At 30.3% G+C, this 24,767-nt stretch carries 26 protein-coding genes, 2 tRNA genes and 1 pseudogene; 21 read left to right on the top strand and 8 right to left on the bottom strand.

What is annotated here, in order from left to right:
- Position 1: 1 nt before the first annotated feature.
- From topA to CORN_RS00805, 5 genes are read left to right on the top strand one after another with little or no spacing between them, the layout of a single operon-like run.
- Positions 2-2,089 (top strand): type I DNA topoisomerase, encoded by a 2,088-nt coding sequence (gene topA / locus CORN_RS00825; RefSeq protein WP_066006949.1) that lies wholly within the window; start codon positions 2-4, stop codon positions 2,087-2,089.
- Positions 2,089-2,925 carry a biotin synthase gene (locus tag CORN_RS00820; RefSeq protein WP_066006975.1) on the top strand — a complete coding sequence of 279 codons (837 nt, stop codon included), beginning with the start codon at positions 2,089-2,091 and terminating at the stop codon, positions 2,923-2,925. Before topA ends, CORN_RS00820 begins: the two co-directional genes overlap by 1 nt.
- Entirely contained in the window at positions 2,906-4,084 is a 1,179-nt protein-coding gene (locus CORN_RS00815; protein ID WP_066006950.1) for a cation:proton antiporter, read from the top strand. Before CORN_RS00820 ends, CORN_RS00815 begins: the two co-directional genes overlap by 20 nt.
- A 39-nt stretch (positions 4,085-4,123) precedes the next feature.
- Positions 4,124-4,882, top strand: a complete 759-nt coding sequence (locus CORN_RS00810) for a 3'(2'),5'-bisphosphate nucleotidase CysQ family protein (protein WP_066006952.1) — start codon at positions 4,124-4,126, stop codon at positions 4,880-4,882.
- The gene (locus CORN_RS00805; protein WP_066006954.1) at positions 4,882-5,532 is read left to right on the top strand and encodes a hypothetical protein; all 651 of its coding nucleotides are present in this window, start codon (positions 4,882-4,884) and stop codon (positions 5,530-5,532) included. Before CORN_RS00810 ends, CORN_RS00805 begins: the two co-directional genes overlap by 1 nt.
- On the opposite strand, the gene CORN_RS00800 is transcribed toward CORN_RS00805, so the two are convergent.
- The 3 genes from CORN_RS00800 to CORN_RS00790 are packed head-to-tail and all read right to left on the bottom strand — an operon-like array spanning position 5,525 to position 7,455.
- Positions 5,525-6,301: a UDP-N-acetylmuramate dehydrogenase gene (locus CORN_RS00800; RefSeq protein ID WP_066006956.1), complete on the bottom strand. Its 777-nt coding sequence runs from the start codon at positions 6,299-6,301 to the stop codon at positions 5,525-5,527. The genes CORN_RS00805 and CORN_RS00800 overlap by 8 nt on opposite strands.
- Positions 6,298-6,564: a flagellar biosynthesis protein FliQ gene (fliQ, locus tag CORN_RS00795; protein ID WP_044598187.1), complete on the bottom strand. Its 267-nt coding sequence runs from the start codon at positions 6,562-6,564 to the stop codon at positions 6,298-6,300. The genes CORN_RS00800 and fliQ overlap by 4 nt, the downstream gene beginning before the upstream one ends.
- Before the next feature lie 27 nt (positions 6,565-6,591).
- Positions 6,592-7,455, bottom strand: coding sequence for a menaquinone biosynthesis family protein (locus CORN_RS00790; protein WP_066006957.1), 864 nt, complete (start codon positions 7,453-7,455; stop codon positions 6,592-6,594).
- A 109-nt stretch (positions 7,456-7,564) separates the two neighbouring features.
- On the opposite strand from CORN_RS00790, the gene recA reads away from it, so the two are divergent.
- The 4 genes from recA to CORN_RS00770 all read left to right on the top strand — a co-directional run bounded on the left by recA (position 7,565) and on the right by CORN_RS00770 (position 10,794).
- Positions 7,565-8,599, top strand: coding sequence for a recombinase RecA (recA, locus tag CORN_RS00785; RefSeq protein ID WP_039640601.1), 1,035 nt, complete (start codon positions 7,565-7,567; stop codon positions 8,597-8,599).
- Positions 8,599-9,843 carry a phosphopyruvate hydratase gene (gene eno, locus CORN_RS00780; protein WP_066006958.1) on the top strand — a complete coding sequence of 415 codons (1,245 nt, stop codon included), beginning with the start codon at positions 8,599-8,601 and terminating at the stop codon, positions 9,841-9,843. Before recA ends, eno begins: the two co-directional genes overlap by 1 nt.
- A gap of 116 nt (positions 9,844-9,959) precedes the next feature.
- Positions 9,960-10,121, top strand: coding sequence for a hypothetical protein (locus tag CORN_RS08425; protein WP_246260878.1), 162 nt, complete (start codon positions 9,960-9,962; stop codon positions 10,119-10,121).
- A complete protein-coding gene (locus tag CORN_RS00770) occupies positions 10,111-10,794 on the top strand; it encodes an AMIN domain-containing protein (RefSeq protein WP_066006960.1) in 684 nt (227 codons plus the stop codon). The genes CORN_RS08425 and CORN_RS00770 overlap by 11 nt, the downstream gene beginning before the upstream one ends.
- 14 nt (positions 10,795-10,808) lie before the next feature.
- Here CORN_RS00770 and CORN_RS00765 read toward each other — a convergent pair whose 3' ends face one another.
- Positions 10,809-11,192: a group III truncated hemoglobin gene (locus CORN_RS00765; protein ID WP_066006962.1), complete on the bottom strand. Its 384-nt coding sequence runs from the start codon at positions 11,190-11,192 to the stop codon at positions 10,809-10,811.
- A 109-nt stretch (positions 11,193-11,301) separates the two neighbouring features.
- On the opposite strand from CORN_RS00765, the gene cheQ reads away from it, so the two are divergent.
- Entirely contained in the window at positions 11,302-11,778 is a 477-nt protein-coding gene (cheQ, locus tag CORN_RS00760) for a cheVAW transcriptional regulator CheQ (RefSeq protein ID WP_066006964.1), read from the top strand.
- On the opposite strand, the gene CORN_RS00755 is transcribed toward cheQ, so the two are convergent.
- Positions 11,747-13,057 carry an MFS transporter gene (locus tag CORN_RS00755; protein ID WP_066006965.1) on the bottom strand — a complete coding sequence of 437 codons (1,311 nt, stop codon included), beginning with the start codon at positions 13,055-13,057 and terminating at the stop codon, positions 11,747-11,749. The genes cheQ and CORN_RS00755 overlap by 32 nt on opposite strands.
- Positions 13,058-13,059: 2 nt before the next feature.
- The gene (locus tag CORN_RS00750; protein ID WP_066006967.1) at positions 13,060-13,221 is read right to left on the bottom strand and encodes a highly acidic protein; all 162 of its coding nucleotides are present in this window, start codon (positions 13,219-13,221) and stop codon (positions 13,060-13,062) included.
- An 87-nt stretch (positions 13,222-13,308) separates the two neighbouring features.
- Between CORN_RS00750 and moaC the strand changes: the two genes are divergently transcribed.
- From moaC to CORN_RS00710, 9 genes and pseudogenes are all read left to right on the top strand, one after another.
- Positions 13,309-13,782 (top strand): cyclic pyranopterin monophosphate synthase MoaC, encoded by a 474-nt coding sequence (moaC, locus tag CORN_RS00745; protein ID WP_066006969.1) that lies wholly within the window; start codon positions 13,309-13,311, stop codon positions 13,780-13,782.
- Positions 13,760-14,023 (top strand): HP0495 family protein, encoded by a 264-nt coding sequence (locus tag CORN_RS00740; protein WP_066006971.1) that lies wholly within the window; start codon positions 13,760-13,762, stop codon positions 14,021-14,023. Before moaC ends, CORN_RS00740 begins: the two co-directional genes overlap by 23 nt.
- 12 nt (positions 14,024-14,035) lie before the next feature.
- A complete protein-coding gene (locus tag CORN_RS00735; RefSeq protein WP_066006973.1) occupies positions 14,036-15,166 on the top strand; it encodes a hypothetical protein in 1,131 nt (376 codons plus the stop codon).
- Between the two features lie 53 nt (positions 15,167-15,219).
- Positions 15,220-15,981, top strand: a pseudogene (locus tag CORN_RS08600) (cache domain-containing protein); the annotation flags it as partial.
- 84 nt (positions 15,982-16,065) lie between these two features.
- Positions 16,066-17,193, top strand: a complete 1,128-nt coding sequence (locus tag CORN_RS08595) for a methyl-accepting chemotaxis protein (RefSeq protein ID WP_425484002.1) — start codon at positions 16,066-16,068, stop codon at positions 17,191-17,193.
- A 381-nt stretch (positions 17,194-17,574) separates the two neighbouring features.
- Positions 17,575-18,987 carry an aspartate ammonia-lyase gene (locus CORN_RS00725; RefSeq protein WP_039625142.1) on the top strand — a complete coding sequence of 471 codons (1,413 nt, stop codon included), beginning with the start codon at positions 17,575-17,577 and terminating at the stop codon, positions 18,985-18,987.
- A gap of 18 nt (positions 18,988-19,005) precedes the next feature.
- On the top strand, positions 19,006-20,340 hold the full coding sequence (locus tag CORN_RS00720; RefSeq protein WP_066007832.1) for an anaerobic C4-dicarboxylate transporter: 1,335 nt from the start codon (positions 19,006-19,008) through the stop codon (positions 20,338-20,340).
- A gap of 93 nt (positions 20,341-20,433) precedes the next feature.
- Complete coding sequence (locus CORN_RS00715) at positions 20,434-21,777, top strand: TrkH family potassium uptake protein (protein WP_066007830.1); 1,344 nt, start codon at positions 20,434-20,436, stop codon at positions 21,775-21,777.
- The gene (locus CORN_RS00710; RefSeq protein WP_066007828.1) at positions 21,774-22,415 is read left to right on the top strand and encodes a potassium channel family protein; all 642 of its coding nucleotides are present in this window, start codon (positions 21,774-21,776) and stop codon (positions 22,413-22,415) included. The genes CORN_RS00715 and CORN_RS00710 overlap by 4 nt, the downstream gene beginning before the upstream one ends.
- Here CORN_RS00710 and CORN_RS00705 read toward each other — a convergent pair.
- A tRNA-Met gene (locus CORN_RS00705) sits at positions 22,416-22,492 on the bottom strand. It lies immediately after the preceding gene.
- 133 nt (positions 22,493-22,625) lie between these two features.
- Here CORN_RS00705 and CORN_RS00700 point away from each other — a divergent pair.
- On the top strand, positions 22,626-23,270 hold the full coding sequence (locus tag CORN_RS00700; protein ID WP_066007826.1) for a putative metalloprotease CJM1_0395 family protein: 645 nt from the start codon (positions 22,626-22,628) through the stop codon (positions 23,268-23,270).
- Here CORN_RS00700 and CORN_RS00695 read toward each other — a convergent pair.
- Positions 23,271-23,358 (bottom strand) — tRNA-Ser (locus tag CORN_RS00695). It lies immediately after the preceding gene.
- Positions 23,359-23,411: 53 nt separating this feature from the next.
- Between CORN_RS00695 and CORN_RS00690 the strand changes: the two genes are divergently transcribed.
- Positions 23,412-24,758 (top strand): COG3014 family protein, encoded by a 1,347-nt coding sequence (locus tag CORN_RS00690; RefSeq protein WP_066007824.1) that lies wholly within the window; start codon positions 23,412-23,414, stop codon positions 24,756-24,758.
- Positions 24,759-24,767: the final 9 nt, after the last annotated feature.

The raw sequence follows: 24,767 nt of genomic DNA, 5'->3' as shown, positions 1-24,767 counted from the left end.
AATAATGAAAAATTTAATCATAGTAGAATCACCTGCTAAAGCTAAAACCATAGGTAATTTTCTAGGTAAAGACTATGAAGTAATAGCCTCTAAAGGTCACATTAGAGATCTACCTAAAACTAGCTTTGGTATAAAAATAGAAGATGAAAATTTTAAACCTGAATATAGAATTTCAAACGATCATTCAAGCTTAGTAAAAGAACTCAAAGAAAAAGCTAAAAAAGCTAAAACTATCTATCTTGCAACCGATGAGGACCGCGAAGGAGAAGCCATAGCTTATCATATAGCTAAAGCTATTAACAAAGATGAAAATTCCTTACCACGTATAGTTTTTCATGAAATTACTAAAAGTGCTATAGAAAATGCTTTAAAAAATCCAAGATCTTTAAATGTAAATAGCGTCAACGCTCAACAAACTAGACGCTTACTTGATCGCATAGTAGGTTATAAACTAAGTCCTTTACTAAATCAAAAAATTCAAAAAGGTTTAAGTGCAGGACGCGTGCAAAGTGCTGCATTAAAAATCATCGTCGATAGAGAAAGAGAAATCAAAGCTTTTGTTCCTTTAAAATACTTTAGCATAGATATGGTTTTTGAAAAAGACTTGCAAGCTGAATTAGTCGAATTTCAAAATCAAAAGATAGAAAAACTAAGTTTAACTAATGAAGATAGAGCTAAACTCATCTTTGAAGCTTGTAAAAATGCTAACTTTAAAATCAAAGATATAGAAAGTAAAGACAGAAAAATAGCTCCACAAGCACCTTTTATGACCTCAACCTTGCAACAAAGTGCGAGCAATCGCCTAGGTTTCAACCCTAAAAAAACCATGATGATAGCTCAAAAACTTTATGAGGGTGTAAAAACTCATCAAGGCGTAATGGGCGTAATTACCTACATGAGAACAGATAGCTTAAACATAGCAAAAGAAGCCTTAGAAGAAGTAAGAAAGCTCATCAAAAGCGAATTTGGTAAAGAATATTTACCAAGTAAGGCAAACATTTATACTACCAAAAGCAAAGGTGCTCAAGAAGCACATGAAGCCATAAGACCAACTAATCTAAGCTTTACTCCAAAGCTTGCAAGTGAGTTTTTAGAAAAAGATGAAGCAAGATTATATACTTTAATATACAATCGCTTCCTAGCTTCACAGATGAATCCTGCCATCTCTCAAACTCAAAATGTATATGCAAAATCAAACGAAGCAAGTTTTAAAATAAGCGGTAGAAAAATTTTATTTGATGGGCATTATAAAGTATATGGCGATATGGATAAAGACAAAATCTTGCCTAATCTAAAATTAGAAGATTCACTAAATATCCAAAATATAGAATTAAACTCGCATTTTACTGAACCACCTTCAAGATACTCAGAAGCTGGGCTTGTAAAAAAGCTAGAAAATCTTGGCATAGGACGCCCTTCTACTTATGCACCAACCATCTCTTTACTTAGCACAAGAGAATATGTACATATAGATAAAAAGCAAATCATACCCAATGAAATAGCCTTTGTCGTAACAGAAGTTTTAGAGCAAAATTTTAGCGATATAGTAGATAGTGATTTTACTTCTAAAATGGAAGATAAACTTGACATCATTGCAGAAGGTAAGATGGACTGGCAAGAAGTTTTAAGAGAATTTTATTTTCCTTTTATGCGTAAAATTGATGAGGGCAAAAAAAACATAAAAAGCCAAAAGACTTTCACAAAATTAGATGAAACTTGCCCTGATTGTGGAGGTGAGCTTGCTATAAGAAAAGGAAGATATGGAGAATTTATAGCTTGTTTAAATTTTCCAAAGTGCAAATACTCAAGAAATTTAAAACAAGAAATACAAAATAAGGAAAAGAACGAAAAAAAACTCAATACCATAGGCGTAAAATGTCCAAACTGCCAAGAAGGCGAGATTGTAGAACGTTTTTCAAAACGCGGTAAATTTTATGGGTGTAGCACTTATCCAAAATGCAATTATATAAGTAAATATAAACCAAGTGAAGAAAAATGTAGCGAATGTGGTGAAACTTTAATCATCAAAGAACTTAAAAAAGGCATATTTTTAGAGTGCTTAAAATGCAAAATCAAAAAGGAAATTTAATGCAAATCATGCTTTGTGCTATATCTAATATAGCAAGTGGAGGATGTGGGGAAGATTGTAAATACTGCACCCAAAGTGCTCATGTAAAAACTAATATCAATAAATACAAAAGAAAAGATATAGACCAAATTGTTTTAGAAGCTAAAATGGCTAAAAAAAATGAAGCTTTAGGTTTTTGCTTAGTTACAGCAGGTGCTGGACTTGATGATGAAAAACTTGAATATGTGTGTAAAGTAGCTCATGCAGTGCAAAAAGAAGTAGAAGGACTTTTGCTTATAGCTTGCAATGGTATAGCAAATTTAGAACAACTCAAAGAATTAAAAAAAGCAGGGATTTTTTCTTATAACCACAACTTAGAAACTTCTAAAGAATTTTTCCCAAACATATGCTCTACACATACTTGGGAGCAAAGATTTCAAACAAATCTTTATGCCAAAGAAGCGGGGTTAATGCTTTGTTGTGGTGGAATTTATGGTCTTGGAGAAAGCGAAGTTGATAGAAAAAGTTTTAGGGCAAGTTTAAAAGAGCTTGAACCTTTTTCTTCGCCTATTAACTTTTTCATACCAAATGAAAATTTAAAACTAAAACAAGCTTTGCTTGATCCTGATGAGGCGTTAAACATCATTAAAGACACTAAAAAAGACTTGCCAAATGCACATATCATGGTAGCAGGTGGTAGAGAGGTAGTGCTAAAAGAAAGACAATATGAAATTTTTGATGCAGGTGCTAGTGCTATAGTAGTGGGTGATTATCTTACAACCAAAGGCGAAGAACCTAACAAAGATATACAAAAACTAAAACAAATGGGATTTAGCTTTGCTAACTCATGCCATTGATGCTCAAGTTGCTACGGATTTAAAAATTTTATTTGTAGTAGCAGGGTGTTTGCTCACTTCACCTTATATTGCTAAATTTTTAAAACTCCCACTTTCAGCCACTGAAATCATGCTTGGCTCTTTCATAGGATTTTTAGGTTTTATAGGAGAGAGTGAGAATTTTAAACTTTTAGCTAATGCGGGGTTTTATTATCTTATGTTTATTGCAGGTATGGAAATTAATCTTAAAACCTTTTTAAACACTGAAAGAAGCTTGCTTAATAAAGCTTTTATTTACATCATACTTTTATATGCTTTTAGTATTTTAGCGGTTAAAAGTATTGATATTTCTTATATTTTTGTCATCATCATACCTGTAATGAGTGTAGGCTTACTCTCAACACTTTATAGGGATTTTGGTAAAAATTGCGAGTGGCTTAATGTATCCATGGTAGTGGCTACTTTAGCTGAAGTTGTAAGCATAGTTTTACTTACCATAACCGCAGCATTTTTAGGAAAAGGTGCTGATATTTTTTCACTCACTCAAAATTTATTATATTTAGTAGGATTTTTAGCACTTTGTATCTTTGGTTTTAAATTTTTAGAGGTACTTTTTTGGTGGTATCCACAACTTAAAACTATACTCATGCCGTGGCAAGATCAAAATGAAAAAGATATAAGATTTTGCATGGCTATATTTATTGCTATTGTTGCGATTATGATTTATTTTAAACTTGAAGTTGCACTCGGAGCTTTTATAGCAGGTTCATTTATAGCAACTTTTTTTGATCACAAGAAAGATTTAGAACATAAGCTTTCTAGTTTTGGCTATGGCTTTTTAATTCCTATATTTTTTATCTATATAGGATCAAGTTTTAAGCTTCAAATGCTTTTAAATCCTCAAGTTTTAATCATAGCTTTTTCACTAACTACCTTTATGATAGGACTAAGGATACTTTGTGCTATGACTTTTGTAAAAATACTTGGTTTAAAAAATACCTTTTTATTTGGCCTAAGCCATTCTATGCCACTTACCTTACTCATCGCAGTAGCTACTCTTTCTTATCAAACTAATATTATCACTCAAGACATATACTCAGGACTAGTGCTTACTGCTTTACTTGAGGCAATTTTGGCTATTAGTTTGATTAAATTTATCAATAATCTTAGTAGAAAATAATTCTACTAAGTATTTATATAAAATTGCTATACTTTTTTTATGAAAAATTTAGACACACTTTTAGAATTAGCCTTAAAAGCAGGCAAGGAAGCCTCTAAAGTATTACTTGAATATAAAGACAAAAACACCTTATGGCTTAAAGATGATGATTCTCCGGTAGGTTTAGCCGATATAAAATCTAATGAAGCTATTAGTGAAATTTTAGCTTCAAGTGATATAGCTATATGCTCTGAGGAAAATATACTTTCTTATGAAGAAAGAAAAAATTTAGAGTATTTTTGGCTTATAGACCCACTTGATGGCACCAAATCTTATGCTAAAAAAGATAAAGAATATTGTGTTTTAATCGCATTAATTCATAAAAATACTCCAGTGCTTTCACTTATAGGTGATGTAGAAAATAATGTTTTTTATTATGCACACACTTATACTAAAGTTTATAAAAATAATGAAATTTTAAATCTTAGTTTAGAGCAATATGAAAAAGTTAGAAATATTGCTTTATACTCTAAAAACCATGATAATAATGAAGATTTTTTTATTCAAAATTATCTTGAAGGCGTTAAAGTTTCATCTGCTTTGAAATTTGTATATTTGCTCGAAGCAAAAGCAGGAGTTTATCCTCGTTTTGGTGGTCCAAAAGCTTGGGATATAGCTGCAGGGGATTTTTTAATCAAACAAAATGGTGGAATTTTATATGATTTTAATAAAAAGGCTTTAGATTATAATAGTCCTGATTTTAAACTTCCAAGTTTTATAGCTTTTGCTAAGAGCGAATTTAAATTAAAAGGTTTTTAGTGAAATTTTTTTTAATATTCTTATGTTTTTTAAGTACTATTTATGCAAATTCTTTTGCAAATAAAAAAATCATCAAGCTACAAAATAATGATGATTTTAATATCATAAATCTTGATCAAAGTATAGATTATGACAGACTCTCACATATTAGTACTTTAGCTTTAGTACCAAGCTACGAAAAAGAATATAATTTTTATTTTTCAAATTTAAAAATTGATGCCAAAACAATGGCAAAAGACACACTAAAAGCACTAAGTATTATTTTAAACGAGCAAAATAATTTTGCCTTGCTTAGTCAAAAAGAGAATCAAACCTATATCAATAGCCAAAACATTTTACAAGTGGATAAGAAATTTATCAATGCAAGTGAGTTTTTGGAATTTAATCGTTTTAAAAAGGCTGATTTTATTGTTTTATTAGATTTAAAAAGTATTCAAGCAAGCCAACAAAATTTCTTATTTTTTTCAAATTTTGAAGTCAAAGCTGATATAGAATACAAACTTTTTAATGCCAAAACAAAAAAACTAAAGGATTATAAAATTCTTACTATCAACACTCAATTTAGCACAAATGATAAAAACAAATCTTACCAAGAACTAGTTCAAGAAATAGCTAAAATTCTTTATGAAGATATTAAAAATACTATATAATTACTACTTCTTCTTCTAAAACAATTCCAAATTCTCCAAAAACTCTTTTTTTAGCAAGTTCTATCAAAAACAAAGCATCATCAAAACTAGCATGTTTTTTATTGATCAAAAAATTTGCATGCTCGTTACTAAACATCGCATCATTTTTACTAAAACCTTTAAGTCCAACCGCCTCTATCAATCTTCCTGCATGATCATTTTTGGGATTTTTAAAAATAGAGCCAAAGCTAGCGCCTTTGGGTTGATTTTTTCTTGCATTTTTTAAAAGCTCATCTTTGGCTGAGTCAAATCCATATTCCAAAAAAAACTTCGCACTAAACATTACTTCTTTAATAGGATTAAACCTGTAAGCAAAAGCGATATTTTGTCTTAAAATTTCTTGATTAAAGGTACAAATACTAATTAAGTTTTTACTAATATCTTCATCTTTTAATCCTGCATTCATTTTTAAAATTCCACCCAAAGTTCCTGGAATATTTCTTAAAAATTCAAAACCTTTTAGATTATTTTCTTTGGCAAAATGATGCAATTTATAAGATTTTACACTAGAACCTATCTCTAAATACACACCTTTTTTATTTTGCTCTAAAATTTTAATATAATCAAAATTTTTCCCTAAAATTCCAAGTTTTTTGGGTTTTGGAGAGATTAAGAGATTATTTGCTCCACCTATTAAAAAACCATCAAATTCACAAAATTCTTCAAGTATTTGCACTTCAAAGCTCTCACCTATACGCACAGAAGAATACTTAGAAAAATTAATAATCATCGAATAAAGCTTGGAATTTGATTTAATATATTAGTTGTAAAATCTATCATAGAGCTTACCATCCAAGGCATTAAAAATACTATCACTACAACAACAAGCAAAATTTTTGGTACAAAAGAAAGTGTAGCTTCATTAATTTGCGTTACAGCTTGAAAAATACTTATTATAAGCCCTGCAATAAGCCCTGCTAAAAGCATAGGCAAAGAAAGCATAAGTGTGATTTTAAAAGTTTGTACACCCAAGGCTACTAAAGTACTTTCCATATTTTCTCCTTAAAAATTTAAATTCTATCAAGAATTTCTAAATTCTTCATATTCACTAGGTATAAGATAATCTTTGCTCTTTATTAATTTATCATAAAATCCATAATTAAATCCAAGTTCAAAAAGCTTATCTACGGCATTGTATTGTTTATCATTCATATTAATAGAATTTTTATTCGCATATAAATTCAAATACACATCAAGTTTTTGTGCATCAACGCGTATTAAATCACGCTCTAAAAGCATGGAAGCTAAGATTTTTCTATTATGATCAGCCACTTCTACCGCTTTAATCAAATCTTTTTCGACTGCTATAGCATCATTAAGCGGTAAAGATCTTCTAAGTGCCATACCACCCAAAGGCAAAGGCAAATCATCTTTGGCTAATTCTTGCCAAATATCCCAAAGTTCAGTCTCTACACATAAGCTAGGGTCAAATTCTAAAATACTCTCATGTATAAGCACTCCTGCGTCTACCTCATCTTCTAAAACAGCTTTTTCAATCTCTAAAAAATTCTTATAAATTATTCTAGCCTGTGGATATTTTATACGAAAAATCAAAGCATTAGTAGTGTGTGCTCCACTCAAAGCAACTTTAAAATTTGGTTTTAATTTTTTATCTTTTTTCTTAATAAGCTTTGGCCCATAACCCTCACCAAAACTTACAGCAGTTTTTAACAAAGCATATTCACTAGCTATCAAAGGATAAAGCGCAAAAGATATCGCACTAACATCATATATATTTTGTAGTGCAAGTTCATTTAAAGTTTGTATATCTAAGGCTGTATTTTCATACTCATAAGTATTTCCAACCCAACCAAATTTAATCGCCATATACATAAAAATATCATCAGCATCAGGAGAGTGTGCTACGCTAATTTTTTTATTCATTTTTTTCCTTGAAAAATTTAAAAAGTATTTTAGCAAAATTCAAAATAAAAACTTATATTAAAATTCTTTTTGATACAATTTTAGACATATTATAAAAGGATTAACAAGTATGGATGATAACAAAAGAAAATCACTTGATGCAGCTTTAAAAAGTCTTGATAAAACCTTTGGAAAAGGTACTATCTTAAGACTTGGTGATAAAGAAGTTGAAAAAATTGATTCTATTCCTACAGGTTCAGTTGGACTTGATCTAGCTTTGGGTATAGGTGGAGTTCCAAAAGGAAGAATTATAGAAATTTATGGGCCTGAAAGCTCAGGTAAAACCACACTCACTCTACACATCATAGCAGAATGTCAAAAAAAAGGCGGGGTTTGTGCATTTATCGACGCTGAACATGCTCTTGATGTAAGATATGCAAAAAATTTAGGTGTTGATACAGAAAATCTTTACATCTCTCAGCCAGACTTTGGCGAGCAAGCCTTAGAAATCGTTGAAACTATAGCGAGAAGTGGAGCTATTGATCTAATAGTAGTAGATAGTGTTGCTGCACTTACTCCAAAAGCAGAGATTGAAGGTGATATGGGAGATCAACATGTAGGTCTTCAAGCAAGATTAATGAGTCAAGCTTTAAGAAAATTAACCGGTATTGTTCATAAAATGAATACTACTGTAATTTTCATCAACCAAATTCGTATGAAAATAGGTATGATGGGCTATGGTACTCCTGAAACGACTACTGGTGGAAATGCTTTAAAATTTTATGCTTCAGTACGTTTAGATGTAAGAAAAACAGCTACTTTAAAACAAAATGATGAGCCTATTGGAAACCGTGTTAAAGTAAAAGTAGCTAAAAACAAAGTTGCACCACCTTTTAAACAGGCTGAATTTGATGTAATGTTTGGAGAAGGTGTAAGCCGTGAGGGTGAGTTAATAGACTATGGTGTAAAACTTGATATTATCGATAAGAGTGGTGCATGGTTTTCTTATAAAGCTTCTAAACTCGGACAAGGCAGAGAAAATGCGAAAGCCTTTTTAAAAGAAAACCCAACTATTGCAGATGAGATCACACAAGCCATACAAAACTCAATCGGTATAGATAGTATGATTTTAGGTGCAAAAGAAGACGATGAAGGAGAAGAATAATGTTAATTATTGAAGATTTAAGAGCTTTTGAAGTTTTAGATAGTAGAGGAAATCCTACCATTAAAGCTGAAATCATGCTAAGCGATGGTAGTGTGGGTAGTGCTATCGTTCCAAGTGGAGCAAGCACAGGAAAAAAAGAAGCTTTAGAATTAAGAGATAATGATGAAAGATTTGGTGGAAAAGGTGTTTTAAAAGCCATTGAAAACATCAATGGCACCATAGCTGAAAATATCATAGGACTTGATGCATTTAATCAAACTCAGCTAGATAATACTCTTTTAGAGCTTGATGGGACAAAAAACTACTCCAACTTAGGAGCAAATGCGACTTTAGGAATTTCTATGGCCACAGCACGTGCAGCTGCTAATGCACTAGGCGTGCCTTTATATCGCTACTTAGGTGGAGCAAATGCAAGCGTATTACCCGTACCAATGTGTAATATCATCAATGGTGGTGCACATGCAAACAATAGCGTAGATTTTCAAGAATTTATGATTATGCCTTTTGGTTTTTCAAGCTTCAAAGAAGGTTTAAGATCAGTTTGTGAAATTTATGCTACATTGAAAAAAGAATTAGCTAGCTTAGGTCATTCTACTGCTTTAGGCGATGAGGGTGGTTTTGCTCCAAATTTAGCAAACAACACTGAACCTCTTGATCTTTTAATGACTTGCATAAAAAAAGCAGGTTATGAAAATAAAATCAAACTAGCATTAGATGTAGCAAGTAGTGAGCTTTACAAAGATGGTAAATACCACTTAGAAGGTAAAGTTTTCTCAAGCGAAGATTTAATTGCCCGTTATGAAGAATTATGTACTAAATATCCAATTTTTAGTATCGAAGATGGTTTAGCCGAAGATGATTATGAAGGCTGGGTTAAACTTACCCAAAAACTTGGCAATAAAGTTCAACTTGTAGGTGATGATTTATTTGTAACCAATGAAGATATTTTAAGAGAAGGTATCATGAAAAATATGGCAAATGCTGTATTGATTAAGCCTAATCAAATTGGAACCATCACACAAACCATGAGAACAGTCAGGCTAGCTCACAGAAACAATTATAGATGTATTATGAGTCACAGAAGTGGCGAGAGCGAGGATACTTTTATAGCTGATTTTGCTGTAGCACTAAATACAGGTCAAATTAAAACAGGCGCTCTAGCAAGAGGCGAAAGAACAGCTAAATACAATCGTTTATTAGAAATTGAACTTGATAATGATGAGTATTTAGGAGATAAGCTCTGAGTGATTTATTAAAAGAATATGATGAGCATTCTAAAAAAAAGGAAGCTCATCATCATCTAATAAAAACTATTGTTTTATCATTTGTAGCCATTATCGTTGCTATGTATTTTGGTAATATGTTTTTTGGAAAATCTTCATTAGATGTTTTACTAACACTCAAAGAAGAGCAAAAAAAACTAGAAAAAAACATAATGACTTTAAAAGCTAAGAATGCTCAGGCACAAAAAGAATATTTACAGCTTTTAAGACTTAAAGGAGAAAATTCACATGAGAATTAATTTTTTGATATTATTTTTATTATCTTGTGTTTTTTTAAATGCAAAAGATAATCCTTTTGACAATAGTTTAGAGCAGCAAAATACTGAATTTGCAAAACTTAGTCCTTTTCAAAGACAAGATTTTAATTTTAATTCTAATGCAAGAATTTTAAAAAACATCACTATTACTTATATCAATCTTGATGGTTCTGAAGAACAAACTACATTAGATATATACAAAGGGATCAATTGGCACGATACCTACTCATTTATAAAAACCAAAAGCCCAAATGCTACACCTATACTTGATGTATCTGTAACAGTACCACAAAATCAAGCAACTAAAAATACAAAAATAGAAGAAAATAATACAACCTTAAATATAGAAACACCTCTTTTTAGTGGAAATATCTACAATTTTATTTCTATAGGTTTTTATAATAACAAAATCAATATTAAAACTGAAGATAGAATGTTAAGACATTTATCTATAGGAGATCCAACTAAAATTATTATAGATTTTGCTAAAAAACAAAATTTCAATACTAAAACATTACAAGTAAACACAGCAAAAGTTAGAAAAGTTGTCTTTGGGTCGCATAAAGGGTATTATCGTTTAGTAATATATCTTGATGGAAAATACAGCTATAAATATTCACATAGTGAAAATTTGCATACATTTAACTATCGCTAAGAGTTTTTAAACTCTTAAGCAAATCTATGATCATAAATAATCATTTGAAATCTTTGAGCTATCATTCTAGCTCTTTCTATGATAATACTCCTTGGTTCATCTTCAAAAACTTCTTGCAAACTTTCATCAAATAAGTTAAGCCAAACATCAAAAAATTCTCTAGGAAATGGAGGTAATTCGTGATGAGCTCTTAAAGGCGAGCCACTATAGCTTGGATCACCTAAAAACATCCCCGCCCAAAAACTTGCTATTTTTTCTTTATGTTTTTTCCAGCTCTCATCATCTGTGCCGATTTTTTCATTAAAAATAGGCCCCAAATCCTTATCAACTCTAACTTTTGCATAAAAAACATCCATAAGCTTTCTAATGCCATCATGATTAATAGTTTCAAATTTCATACTTTTCCTTAAAAAATAATTTTAATCTATTGTATTAAATTTACAGATTAAAAATATAAACAAAAGTCAATTTTTAGTATAATTTTAAAAATAAAACTAAAGAAAAACTATGACTTATACTATTTTACCGCCTAATCAATTCTTAGATGATTATGTTTTAAATATCCAATTGCATCAATTAGCAAATATCTCCAAAAATGCTTATAAATTTTGGAAAGACGTTCAAGTAGCACGTTATCAAGGTACAAGAGTGGTATTTTTACACAAAAAAAGTATTTTAAAAAAACACCAACACCTTATACAAAAATGTGAAAGCTTAAATGGCTTTGTACTAGCAAGTGCTTTTTGCTCCTTTACCGCTTTAGCTCCATCTCATTTAGTAGAAAAAAATAATTCTCAAATTTATAAAATCTTAGATATAAAAGAAGTGTGTGGGGTTAAATTTGTAAATTTAAAGGCATTTTACGATCTTTTAAAACTAGATTATAATTATAATATTTACATCGAAAAATGCCATTTTTTTAGCCCTACTCCTTTAGAAAAACGCATTAAAATCACTGAGAGTATGTGCGTTGGGTATTACTAAGATATTTAAACATCAAAGCAGCTAAAAGTGAGATTATAGCCATAGCAAGCATATAAAATCCCAAAGAAAAACGCACAATATTTCCTAAATTTTCTAAAGCGATAGTATGTAAAAATAAAGCAAGTTGTGGGGTAAAGCCACCAGCCAATGCATAAGCTATATTATATGAAAAACTGAGTCCTGAAAATTTAATCTTAGCGTCAAATACTTCACTCATCATTAAAGGACAAAAATTCATCACTCCAGCAAAAAAACAAGCACTCAAATAATACACACTCACTGTATTAAAATCAGGTGTTTTAGTATAAAGAGCATTAAAATAAAACAAGCAAGTTAAGAAAAATCCTAATGAAAAAATCACACAAGCTTTCACTATGCCTATTTTATCAGCCAAAATTCCACTTAATATACAACCAATTACAAGTACAACTATACCAAGCATTTGTATGTAAGTTTGCACACTTGCATTGATATTTAGCATTTTTGCCATAAAAGAAGGTATGATTAAAATCATCACAACAATACAAGCAGTTAAAACCCAAGTTATCAACATTGAAAGCACAACGCCCAACTTGGCTTTTTTAAACACTTCTTTTAAAGGGAATTTTTCTAAGGCTTTATCTTTTTTCATTTGCTCAAAAACAGGAGTTTCTCTTAAAAATTTACGCAAATAAGCAGAAATAATCCCAAAAATTCCACCCAAGAAAAATGGAATTCTCCAAGCCCACTCATAAAGCTCTTCTTGTGTAAAAAATTTATTCATCATCAAAAATACAAAACTACCAAGTAAAATTCCACCTACCACAGAAGCTGTTAAAATTCCAAGATAAGTGCGTTTTTGACCCTTTGGAGCATGTTCAAATACAAAAACCCAAGCACCAGGCAATTCCCCGCCTATAGCTATGCCTTGACAAATTCTTACAAACACCAAAAGTACTATACATAAATATCCTATACTTTCATAAGTAGGTATAAAAGCAAGTAAAAAAGTTGGTATAACCATCAGCAAAATACTAAGCATAAACATTTTCTTACGGCCAAATTTATCGCCAAAATGTGCCATTACTATGCCACCAAGCGGTCTAGCTAAATATCCTGCAGCAAAAATTCCATAAGTATTAAACATTTGCCAAAATGGACTTAAATTTTCAGGAAAGAAATTTTTAGAAATATAACTTGCAAAAAATACAAAAATGATAAAATCATAAAATTCCAAGGTCCCTCCCAACGAAGAAAGACCTAAAACTTTTATATCTTTTTTACTAAGATTTTTACTCACTCTTAATCCATCTCATAAGTATCATCATCATTATAATCATCATCGTATTCATAATCATCATCATCATAATTATATGATCTTTGATTATTTGTATAAGTATCATCATCTACATCATCATACGCTTCATCATTGTAATTTTCAAATTCTTCATCATTGTAAGCCATTATATATCCTTTAAAATTTTTTAGTAGTATTTTAATATAAAAATATACATTTTGGTATAATTTTTCAAACTTTACTTAAGGAAAAATATGAATTTAACGCATTTAGATGAAAAAAATCATCCTAAAATGGTGGATGTAAGTCAAAAAGACATCACTCAAAGAGAAGCTTGTGCTAGTGGCAAAATATATATGAGCAAAAAAGCTTTTGAAGCTATTATCGAAAATAAAGCAAAAAAAGGACCTGTTCTACAAACTGCTATCATAGCAGCTATCATGGGAGCCAAACAAACCTCAAATCTCATTCCAATGTGTCATCCTTTAATGATTTCAAAAGTGCAAACTCAAATTGAAGAAAACAAAGAAGAATACTCTTTTAAGCTTTTTGTTAATGTTAAATGCGAAGGAAAAACCGGAGTAGAAATGGAAAGTCTAACAGCTGTTAGCGTTGGACTTTTAACTATTTATGATATGGTTAAAGCCATTGATAAAAGTATGCAAATTACTGATATAGTTTTAGAAAGCAAAGAAGGAGGAAAAAGTGGTAAATATCTGCGATCTTAAAAAAGAACCTATTATAAATTATCCTACTTTTTGGGATTATAAAGTCGTTTTTGAAGCTAGAGTTGATGCTTTAGAAGTTTTTACCCAAATACTCAATGAAAGAGAATTTAAATACAAAATTTCAAATACTAGCAAACAAGGTACATATAAAAGCTATCTTTTAAGTGTTTATGTTGATAGCAAAAACGATCGTTTGAATATTTTTAACCAATTAAAAAACAAAGCCAAATTTGTACTATAAAAAGGAAAAACTATGAAAAATTTAGCCATTATTTTTGAAAATTCTCTCTTAGCTTGCGAAAAAAATGAAATTCCTAGCTTAATTGGTGAGCTTGTTTTTAATCTAAGTTATAAAAAAATTAGTTTTGAAAACACTAGCAATGAAGAGCTTTTTGCTATATTTTCTAAGGTATTAGAAAAACTTGAACTTATAAATGAAGAAAATATTTCTAAAATAATCCAAAGTATTGTTAAAGCTAGGGTAGAAGAAGATAAAAAAATGTTTTTTGCCTATATTAATGAATATGGCAAATTAAAAGTAAAAATCGAGGATCAAAAAAACACCATTAAGCATAAAATTTGTGATAATTTTTTTGACTTAGAAAAAACCTTAAAAGATTTGAATTTAAATGAATTTAATATAAGTATTAATGATGCCATGCTTTATGATATAGAAATATTAGGACTTTTAAAAGAAACCGCTGAAAGTGCTTTTATAACAACCCTAGAAAAAGGAGAAAATATAGAACTTACTTCTTGTGAGATTGCTAAAAATTTAGTCTTTAATGCAATTTGCGAAGGAAGTTTTGAAAAAGAAAGAATTTTAAAAATCTCCCAAGTAGTTTTAAATACAGCTTTTGAACTTGCTAATGAATCACAAGCCTTTGCTTATGATTTATGTATTGGAAGTATTTATGGAGCGCAAGAAGGGATTTCTTTAGCAATTGAAAAATTTAAAGCAAGCTTTGCATATAGTGCTTTAGAATATGATTTAAAAAATAAAGAAAAAGAGCTTATAGATATAGAACAAGAATTTATTCAAATGCTTAAAAAAATATCATCAGAACTTGACAATCCCGCAAAAGACATACTCAAAGATTTATTAGAAAATAAATTTGACACTTTATTTGCCAAATTTAAACGCCTTATACAAGAAAATAGAGAACAAATTCTTATTAAAATAAATGAAATTAAACAAAATCCAAAAATCGACGACTTTACTAGACTAGCTCAAACTAAGTTAAACTCTTTAGCCAAAGAGCTTGGAGAATTAGAAAAAATAACTAGTAAAAAGTATAAAAATATAGATACAAGCTATGCTAAAAAACTCGGCCTGAGACTATGGGAAAAGGCAAAGAATTTAATAAACAATAAAAACTATTGATAAATAATTTATATACACTCACTATAATCTAAGAAAAATCGTAGGAGTGTATTATGTTTTCTAGTTTGAAAATTAAATTATCTTTGCTAGCAAATATTTTTGCAGCTTTGTCACTTATTGTTTTAGGAATTATAAGTTTTATCTTTACAAAAAATTTTCTTTATGAAAATGAACTAAAAAGACAAAATGATATTTTACAAGTATCAAGAATTTCTTTAGAAACTTTCAGAGAAAATAATATTAAATTAATTAATCACCTAGAGGAAAGTGTTTTAGAGCTTCCTTATGAAAAATTAAATTCTCAAGAAAATCTTATAGAAAATCTTGGCCAAATGCTAAAATCTTACAGAAAAGCCTCTGGAGTTTTGGCAACATTTATAGGTTTAGACAATGGGGAAAATATAGTTAGCGATAACAGTAGCGATAGTAAAAACACTAATGTAGTAATATATGGTAAAGCCATAAATTATGACACAAGAACAAGAGAATGGTATATAGAAGCAAGAAAAACAAACAAAGTATTTATCACATTTCCATACATCGATAAAGCAACCAACCAATATGTAATTACTTACACAAAATCAATCTCAAAAGATGGTAAATTTATAGGTGTAATCGGTGTTGATATACCTATAGCCGATCTTCAAAAAGACTTTGAAAATAAACCAGGAAACAGCTTTTTGTTTAATCAAAATGAAAAAGTTTTTGTAGCTAAAAACAAACAACTCTTAGATCCATCCGTAGATCACTCTCCTGTAATCAATGCCCATAAACAAAATGGAGATTATAAATTTTTTGAATATGGCTTAAAGGGTCAAGAAAGACTTGGAATTTGTGCAAATATTTATGATTATCGTGTTTGTAGCACAGAAAGTGCTGAAATAATCAACAGGCCTATTATGCAAATTGCCTTTACACAAACTATCGTTGTGATTATAATGATTGTTTTAAGTATAGCAGTATTATATTTCATAGTTTCACGCTATCTTTCACCTTTAGAAAAAATCCAAACAGGCCTTAACTCATTCTTTGATTTTATCAATCATAAAACCAAAGACTCAGCTATGATTAATGTTAATACAAATGATGAACTAGGTGCTATGGCTAAAGCTATCAATGAAAACATCACTAAAACTAAAAATGCTTTAGAACAAGATGCTAAAGCAGTAGAACAATCAGTTGAAACAGCTAAAGAAATAGAAGCTGGTAATTTAACAGCAAGAATAACAGCTATTCCTGCTAATCCTCAATTAATAGAATTAAAAAATGTATTAAATGAAATGCTTAATGTATTAGAACAAAAAGTAGGTTCTAATATGAGTGAAATCAATAGAGTATTTGATAGCTATAAAGCATTGGACTTTACTACTGAAGTTAAAAATGCTAAAGGTGGAGTTGAAGTAACTACTAATGTATTAGGTAAAGAAATAGTAGCAATGTTAAGACAATCATCTGAATTTGCTTCTTTACTTGCTACTGAAAGTGGAAAATTACAAAGTGCTGTTAAGAACTTAACAGATTCATCATCTTCTCAAGCTTCTTCTTTAGAAGAAACAGCAGCAGCATTAGAAGAGATTACTTCTTCTATGCAAAATGTATCTCATAAAACTAGTGAAGTAATTGCTCAAAGTGAAGAGATTAAAAATGTTACTTCTATTATAGGAGATATTGCTGATCAAATTAACTTGCTTGCATTAAATGCTGCTATTGAAGCAGCACGTGCAGGTGAACATGGACGTGGCTTTGCTGTTGTTGCTGATGAAGTTAGAAATCTAGCAGAAAGAACTCAAAAGTCTTTAGGTGAGATTGAAGCTAATACTAATATCTTAGTTCAATCTATTAATGAAATGGGTGAAAGTATCAAAGAACAAACTACAGGTATTACTCAAATAAATGATGCTGTAGCTCAAATTGATCATGTAACCCAAGAGAACTTAAAAATAGCTAATGATAGTGCAGTAATATCTGATAATGTAAATAAAATAGCTAATGATATCTTAGAAGATGCTAGGAAGAAGAAGTTTTAAATAATTAACTAAACCCATTAAGGGTTTAGTTTAGTTAGTTGGAAGATCTGCATTTTATTTAGTCTAATTTTTATGCATAACAATTTATGTTTACTTTAATAAAAATATTTTCACAATAGCTACAATTTTTATCAACATCAAAAAGAATACTTATTAAAATAATCCGCTTTTAAAGATAAATATAAAATAAAAAATAATTGTAAATAATTTTTTAAGACTTTTGAATTTTATAAAATGGATATTAATTACCCTATATTATTTTATATATTTTTATTAAAATTAATAAAATTTAGAAATTTTTTGATACTTTTGTAAGAAATTGTTATATAATACCGATAAGTTTATAAATAAAACTTAAATAAAACCCACAAGGAGTACATCATGGGAACAAGAAAAGAACACGACTTTATTGGTGAACTAGAGATTTCTGATGAAGTTTATTATGGAGTGCAAACTTTTAGAGCACTAGAGAATTTTCATATGAGTGGTAGAAAATTACAAGATTACCCTTATTTTGTAAAAGCTTTTGCTCAAGTTAAAAAAGCAGCTGCTCTTGCTAACAAAGAAGTTGGAGTTCTTGATGCTGACAAAGCTGATGCCATTGCTAAAGCTTGTGATAGATTAATCGCTGGTGAATTTTTAGATCAATTTGTAGTAGATATGATCCAAGGTGGTGCTGGTACTAGTACAAATATGAATACCAACGAAGTTATCACTAACATTGCTCTTGAAAGTATGGGACATAAAAAAGGTGAATATCAATACCTTCATCCAAATGATCATACAAACTTAGGTCAATCTACAAATGATACTTATCCAAGCTCAATCAAAGTAGCAACCTATGCAAAACTTAGCGATCTTTTAAAAGCTATGGAAAATTTAAAAGCTGAATTAGAAGTTAAAGCTAAAGAATATAAAGATATCATTAAAATGGGTAGAACAGAACTTGAAGATGCGGTTCCTACAACTTTAGGAAATACCTTCAATGCTTTTGCTAGCTATATTAAAAGCGATATTGAAAAAATCACAGCAGCTCGTGATTCTATGACTTATTTAAATCTTGGTGCAACAGCTATTGGTACAGGAATTAACTGTCACCCTGATTACAAATTTGTGGTTGAGAAAAAATTAAAAGAAATTACTGGTGTTGAATTTAAACCGGCTGAAGATTTTATTGCAGCTACTCAAGATACAGCTGATTTTGTTCATGTAAGTGGTGCTTTAAAAACTGCAGCAGTTAGACTTTCTAAAATTGCAAATGACCTAAGATTAATGAATTCAGGTCCAAGATGTGGTTTGGCCGAAATTAGCTTGCCTGCTATGCAGCCAGGTAGTTCTATTATGCCAGGTAAAGTAAATCCTGTAATTTGCGAAGCTGTAGGTGAAGCTTGCTATGAAGTTATAGGTAATGATGTTACCATCATGCTTTGCTCTGAAAGAGGAGAATTTGAACTTAATGCATTTGAACCAGGTATTGCTTATGGATTGTTCAACTCTATAGTATTACTAGAAAATGCTATGAAAACTTTAGCCGAAAAAGCTGTTAAAGGATTAAAGGCAAATCCTGAAAATTGCAAAAAATTAGTGCTAAATTCAATCGGTATAGTAACTGCATTCAACCCTGTTTTAGGTTATGAAAAATCTGCAAGCATTGCCAAAGAAGCTTTAGAAACTGGTAAAGCAGTTGGTGATATTTGTCTTGAAAGAGGTTACTTACCAAAAGAAAAAATTGATGAGATTTTAACACCAGAAAATATGTTAAATCCTCATATGACAGAAAAAAGAAAAGCTTAATAACTTAGGAGTTTAATCATGGATATTATGATTATTTTACAACTTGTTGTCTTCCTTGGGGCAATATTTATAGGTATCCGCCTTGGTGGCATAGCGATAGGCTATGCTGGAGGTTTGGGTGTTGTTATTTTAGGTCTTGTTTTAGGTATGAAGCCAGGTAATATTCCTTGGGATGTTATCTTAATCATTGCTGCAGCAATTGCTGCAATTTCAGCAATGCAACAAGCGGGTGGTTTGGATTATATGGTAAAAGTTACCGAAAGAATTTTACGTAAACATCCAAGATTTATTAACTACCTTGCACCAGCTTGCGGTTGGTTACTTACTATTTTAGCAGGTACTGGTAATGCTGTATTTTCATTAATGCCTGTTGTTATTGATGTTGCAAAATCACAAAACATCAAACCATCAGTTCCACTTTCATTAATGGTTGTTGCTTCTCAAATTGGTATTACAGCTTCTCCTGTTAGTGCTGCTGTTGTTTATATGACAGGTGTATTAGAACCACTTGGTTGGAACTATCCTGCATTAATTGGTATTTGGATTGTAACTACTTTTGCTGCTTGTATGATTACAGCTTTCATTGTAAGCTTAATCACTCCTATGGATCTTAGTAAAGACCCTGTATATCAAGAACGCTTAAAAGCTGGTCTTGTAAAAAGTGCTTCTGATGTTTTACAAAGTGAAGATAAACCAGGCGCAAAACTTTCAGTTGCTATTTTCTTATTCACAGTATTAGCAGTTGTTCTTTATGCTACAGCAATTTCTAACAATATCAAATGGATTGATCCAGTAGTTATCCCAAGAGATGCTGCGATTATGAGTTTCTTATTAACTGCTGCGACTTTAATTACATTCTTATGTAAAGTTGAACCTGCAAAAATTTTAGATACAAGTGTATTTAAATCAGGTATGACAGCTTGTGTATGTGTATTTGGTGTTGCTTGGCTTGGAAATACTTTCGTTGCAGGTCACGAAGCCGGCATTAAAGAAGTAGCAGGTGAATGGGTAAAACAAACTCCAGCAATGCTTGCAGTTGCTTTCTTCTTTGCTAGTATGCTTTTATATTCTCAAGCAGCTACTGCAAAAGCTATCGTTCCAGTTATCATTGCTGCATTAGGAATTTCGGCTACAAATCCAGCTGATTCTTATATGCTAGTTGCTTGTTTTGCTGCCGTTTCAGCACTTTTTGTACTTCCAACTTATCCTACTTTATTAGGTGCGGTTCAAATGGATGATACAGGCACAACAAGAATTGGAAAATTTATATTTAACCATGCATTCTTTATACCTGGTGTATTAGCTATAGCTATAGCTGTTGCTCTAGGTTTCTTAGCAGTAGGAATGCTTTAATACTCTAACTTTCCACTTTTATAGTGGAAAGTTTCTTTCTTTTATTTATTAACCAATCTTAAGTAAAATATTTTTAATTTCAAAAGAATTAACATGACAAAATTATCTTTAGATAGAAAAAATATAAGAATTTTATTTATAGGCTATATACTTATAGCGCTTTTTGGTACTTTTATCCTTATGCTTCCTATTATGCACACTAAACCTATATCTTTTTTAGATGCATTTTTTACCAGTGCTTCAGCTGTAAGCATGACAGGACTTATTGTATTAAATACTTCATTGGATTTTAGCTTTTATGGACAACTTGTTGTTTTACTACTTATCCAAATAGGCGGCTTAGGCTATATGAGCATAGCTATGGCTTTATATATTTTAGTGCGTAAAAAAATGAGTTTTGGAGAAAAAAATCTCTTAAGAGAATCCTTGATTTATCCTAGTGCTGATGGGCTTGTAGGATTTTTAAAAAAGGTTTTATTTTTTGTATTTGCTATTGAGCTTATAGGTGCTGTTTTATTATTTTTAAGATTTAAACTTGATATGAATTTAAGCGAGGCTTTATGGGCTAGTGTTTTTCATTCTATTTCTGCTTTTAATAATGCTGGTTTTAGTATATTTGAAAGCGGTTTAATGTCTTATAGAAGCGACTTTTGGATTAATTTCATTATTACCTCTTTGATCATCATTGGAGGCTTGGGTTATTTTGTATTATTAGAATTATACTTTTTTTCCAAAAAGCGTTTTGCAACTTTAAGTTTACATACAAAACTTGTCTTGATTTCTACTGTTATATTGATCATTTTTGCAAGCTTGGTGGTTTTTTTATTTGAATATCACAATCCAAAAAGCATAGGAGAATTTTCAGTATTTGATAAAATCATGAGTGCATATTTTACAGCTGTAAACTATCGAACTGCAGGATTTAACACTCTTGATCTTAGCACCTTTAAAGATGCAAGTTTGTTTTTTGGATCTTTATTTATGATTATAGGGGGAGCACCTGGGGGAACTGCTGGAGGTATTAAAGTAACTACTATTGCTGTATTGTTAATCTATGCTTATTGGAGCATCAAGGATGCTAGCACAAGAATTTTCAACTTTGAAATTCCTGCAGAAACTATCAATAAAGCTTTTGTTATAGCAGTAAGCTCTATTGTATATATCATCACTTGTGTATTGCTTTTATCTTTGATAGAAGACAATAAAAGCTTTTTACCTTTACTTTTTGAAACAAGCTCAGCATTTGCCACTGTAGGAGTTTCAGTAGGAGATGGTGGAACTTTATCACTTAGTGCACTTTTTAATTCTGAAAGTAAGCTAATCATCATTTTGCTTATGCTTAGTGGTAGAGTGGGTGTACTTGCATTTTTATTCAGCATATTTTTTAAAGAAAAAGAAAAATATTTAAATTATCCAAAAGGAAAAATTATACTATGAAAAAAGAAACTTATGGTGTTATAGGACTTGGGAGGTTTGGTTCAGTTTTGGCAAAAGAACTTATTGATCAGGGCAAGAGAGTTATTATTTCAGATATTGATGAAGAAGCAGTAAAAGAGCTTCAAGATTATGCAGATTTTGCCTATATTTTAGATTCTACTCACACTACAGCTTTAAAAGAAGCAGGCTATGCAAATGCTGATGTTGTAATACTCAGTATAGGTGAAAATTTAGAATCAAGTATTCTTACTTTTATGGCTTTAAAAGAAATAGGGGTAAAAAATATCATTGCTAAAGCAAATTCTTCTACACACGGACAAATTCTTTCAAAACTTGGAGTGAATAAAGTCATCTACCCTGAAAAAGAATCTGCAAAACGTTTGGCTAAAATTCTTATTACTAATCCAAATTTTGAAATCATTGATCTTTCAGCTAACACTATTAAGGTGGCAAAACTTTTAATAGATGAAAATTTAGCAGGAAAAACTTTGCAATCTATTGGACAAAATTTAAAAGTCATTGCACATAAACAAAATGATGTTTGGAGTATTATGCCAAATTTAGATAACACTGCTTATTTAAATGATATATTAATGCTACTTGGAACTCAAGAAGAATTAAATCAATATGAATACTGATGGTGTCAAGGGGGAGACTTGAACTCCCGACCTCCGGCTTATGAGACCAGCGCTCTAGCCAGCTGAGCTACCCTGACATAAATTAAAAGAAGTTAAAATTATACTTTATTTTGCTTAACATTTCATAAAATGCTTATTTTATAAATTTTTATATATTTTTTAACTTTTTTGTGCTACAAATATAAAACTATATTAAAAAAGGATTTTATAATGCAAATTAGCTCAAGTTATAACAATGCCTTTTATATACAAAATCCTTATCAAAATAGAGAAGAAGTTAAAGAAAATATTTCTGAAAAAGAAAACCTGCAACAAACAACAGAAAACAAAAAAGAACAAGAAAAAGATGAAAAAACCCAAAAAGTAAATGGTAAAGATCTAAGTAATGAAGAAATAAAACAAGTAAGAGAGCTTGAAAAAATTGATAGAGAAGTAAGAGCTCATGAGGCAGCACACCAAGCCGCTGGCGGAGCCCTAGCAGGAGGTGCAAGTTTTGGCTACACAAGAGGTCCTGATAATAAAATGTATGCGGTTGAAGGGGAAGTTCCTATAAGAATGCAAAAAGGCAACACCCCTGAAGAAACCATAGCCAATGCTATGCAAGTAATTGCTGCAGCTATGGCACCAGCTGATCCTAGTCCTCAAGATTACAAAGTAGCAGCTAATGCCATGCAAATGCAAAATGATGCTCGCACAGAACAAGCTAAATTAAAAGCAGAAGAGTTAAAAGTACAAAACGAAAAAAGTAAAAATGAAAATGAAGAGAAAGAAAATTCAAATTCCAAGGCCATAAAATCATACACTCAAAACTCATCACAAGATTATATAGGAAGTCAATACAACAAAAGTGCATAGTGGCAGAGAGGAAGGGATTCGAACCCTCGGTGAGTTGCCCCACACACGCGTTCCAGGCGTGCTCCTTCGACCACTCGGACACCTCTCTAAAAATGAAAATTATAACTTATTTTTTTAAATTTACACTAAAAAAGGGATTTTATGAAGCTTTTTTATTCTTGTTTTTACCTTTTTGTTTTATTTTTTTTAAGTGCTTGTTCAAATCATGCCAATGTTAATTTTTTTTATGAAAAAGCTTTTATAAACAAGCAGTGCAATGAAGGCATGCTAGCTTTAAACAAAGCAGAAAAAGATACAATATACACAGGATTAAATCTAGCTTCCTTAGCAAGAGTTTGTAAAGATTATGAAAAAAGCAATACATTTTTTGATAAAGCAGAAGAAGCTTATAAATATGATGTAGATTTGCAAAGTGATATTCAAAAAACCACTAAAAATTTTAGTGAAATTTTGCTCAATGATACCATTAATAACTATCAAGGTTATTTTTATGAACGGATCATGTTAAACACCTATAAAGGTTTAAACTATATGAGCTTAGGAGATTTTAAAAATGCAAGAGTGGAATTCAACCGAGCTTTATATAGACAAGATAGAATGAAAGAATATTTTTACGATTACATACAAAAAGCACAAGAAGAATATCAAAAAGAACTTAAAAAAGACAAAAAAATATATGCTAGCTTTCAACAAAATTTAACCCCTATCTATAAACAATATGATAATCTTCTTGACGCATTTAATGCAAACAAAAACTATACTAATATCTATGCTACTTATCTTAGTGCCTTATTTTTCTTTTTCGATAAAGACTATATTAAAGCCTATGATCTTTTAAAAGAAGTAGCCTTAAGTGATATAAAAAATACACAGCTTCAAAAACAATTTCAAGTGTTTGAAAAATTTACTCATTTAAAAACAAATTTCCCTCAACAAAAATATATTTTTATTGTCTATGAAGATGGCTTTAGTGTTACAAAAGAAGAATTTCATCTTACTTTGCCATTTATTTTTAATGATAATCTTGCAAACATTAGTGTAGCTTTTGCTTATTTAAAATCAAGAAACGCTTCTTATAAATTCTTACAAAGCCAAGGTGAAAAAACACAAAATTTAATTTATTTTGATGATATTATAGCAAGTGAATTTAAAACTCTTTTGCCTTCTATGGTGATGAAAACCCTAGCTTCAAGTGCTCTTAAAACTTCTATCAATTTAGCTATAGCAAATAACGATTCTACTGGTTTTTTATCTTTTATAAGCACCGTTAGCACTATATTAATCAACAAAGCAGATCTTAGAATGTGGCAAGCTTTACCAAAAAGTGCTAGTATTTTAATGTTAAAAAATGAAGGTCTAGTTAAAATTTATGATAATAAAGAAAAAATAATCTTTGAAGATGAATTAGAAAAAGATAAAAATTACATTTTAATGATAAGATCTTTCATGCCAAATTCAAATATTGTTTATAAAATTAAAGAGCAATAAGGAGGTAAA

The sequence above is a fragment of the Campylobacter ornithocola genome (assembly GCF_013201605.1).
GTDB lineage: Bacteria > Campylobacterota > Campylobacteria > Campylobacterales > Campylobacteraceae > Campylobacter_D > Campylobacter_D ornithocola.
This window is presented reverse-complemented; position numbering and strand designations above follow the sequence as displayed.

Coding starts and splice junctions, on each gene's coding strand:
- CORN_RS00820 (WP_066006975.1), top strand. CDS start 2,089: ATGCAAATCATGCTTTGTGCTATATCTAATATAGCAAGTGGAGGATGT.
- CORN_RS00810 (WP_066006952.1), top strand. CDS start 4,124: ATGAAAAATTTAGACACACTTTTAGAATTAGCCTTAAAAGCAGGCAAG.
- CORN_RS00800 (WP_066006956.1), bottom strand. CDS start 6,301: ATGATTATTAATTTTTCTAAGTATTCTTCTGTGCGTATAGGTGAGAGC.
- fliQ (WP_044598187.1), bottom strand. CDS start 6,564: ATGGAAAGTACTTTAGTAGCCTTGGGTGTACAAACTTTTAAAATCACA.
- CORN_RS00790 (WP_066006957.1), bottom strand. CDS start 7,455: ATGAATAAAAAAATTAGCGTAGCACACTCTCCTGATGCTGATGATATT.
- recA (WP_039640601.1), top strand. CDS start 7,565: ATGGATGATAACAAAAGAAAATCACTTGATGCAGCTTTAAAAAGTCTT.
- eno (WP_066006958.1), top strand. CDS start 8,599: ATGTTAATTATTGAAGATTTAAGAGCTTTTGAAGTTTTAGATAGTAGA.
- CORN_RS08425 (WP_246260878.1), top strand. CDS start 9,960: ATGTTTTTTGGAAAATCTTCATTAGATGTTTTACTAACACTCAAAGAA.
- CORN_RS00770 (WP_066006960.1), top strand. CDS start 10,111: ATGAGAATTAATTTTTTGATATTATTTTTATTATCTTGTGTTTTTTTA.
- CORN_RS00765 (WP_066006962.1), bottom strand. CDS start 11,192: ATGAAATTTGAAACTATTAATCATGATGGCATTAGAAAGCTTATGGAT.
- cheQ (WP_066006964.1), top strand. CDS start 11,302: ATGACTTATACTATTTTACCGCCTAATCAATTCTTAGATGATTATGTT.
- CORN_RS00750 (WP_066006967.1), bottom strand. CDS start 13,221: ATGGCTTACAATGATGAAGAATTTGAAAATTACAATGATGAAGCGTAT.
- moaC (WP_066006969.1), top strand. CDS start 13,309: ATGAATTTAACGCATTTAGATGAAAAAAATCATCCTAAAATGGTGGAT.
- CORN_RS00735 (WP_066006973.1), top strand. CDS start 14,036: ATGAAAAATTTAGCCATTATTTTTGAAAATTCTCTCTTAGCTTGCGAA.
- CORN_RS08595 (WP_425484002.1), top strand. CDS start 16,066: ATGCAAATTGCCTTTACACAAACTATCGTTGTGATTATAATGATTGTT.
- CORN_RS00725 (WP_039625142.1), top strand. CDS start 17,575: ATGGGAACAAGAAAAGAACACGACTTTATTGGTGAACTAGAGATTTCT.
- CORN_RS00720 (WP_066007832.1), top strand. CDS start 19,006: ATGGATATTATGATTATTTTACAACTTGTTGTCTTCCTTGGGGCAATA.
- CORN_RS00715 (WP_066007830.1), top strand. CDS start 20,434: ATGACAAAATTATCTTTAGATAGAAAAAATATAAGAATTTTATTTATA.
- CORN_RS00710 (WP_066007828.1), top strand. CDS start 21,774: ATGAAAAAAGAAACTTATGGTGTTATAGGACTTGGGAGGTTTGGTTCA.
- CORN_RS00700 (WP_066007826.1), top strand. CDS start 22,626: ATGCAAATTAGCTCAAGTTATAACAATGCCTTTTATATACAAAATCCT.
- CORN_RS00690 (WP_066007824.1), top strand. CDS start 23,412: ATGAAGCTTTTTTATTCTTGTTTTTACCTTTTTGTTTTATTTTTTTTA.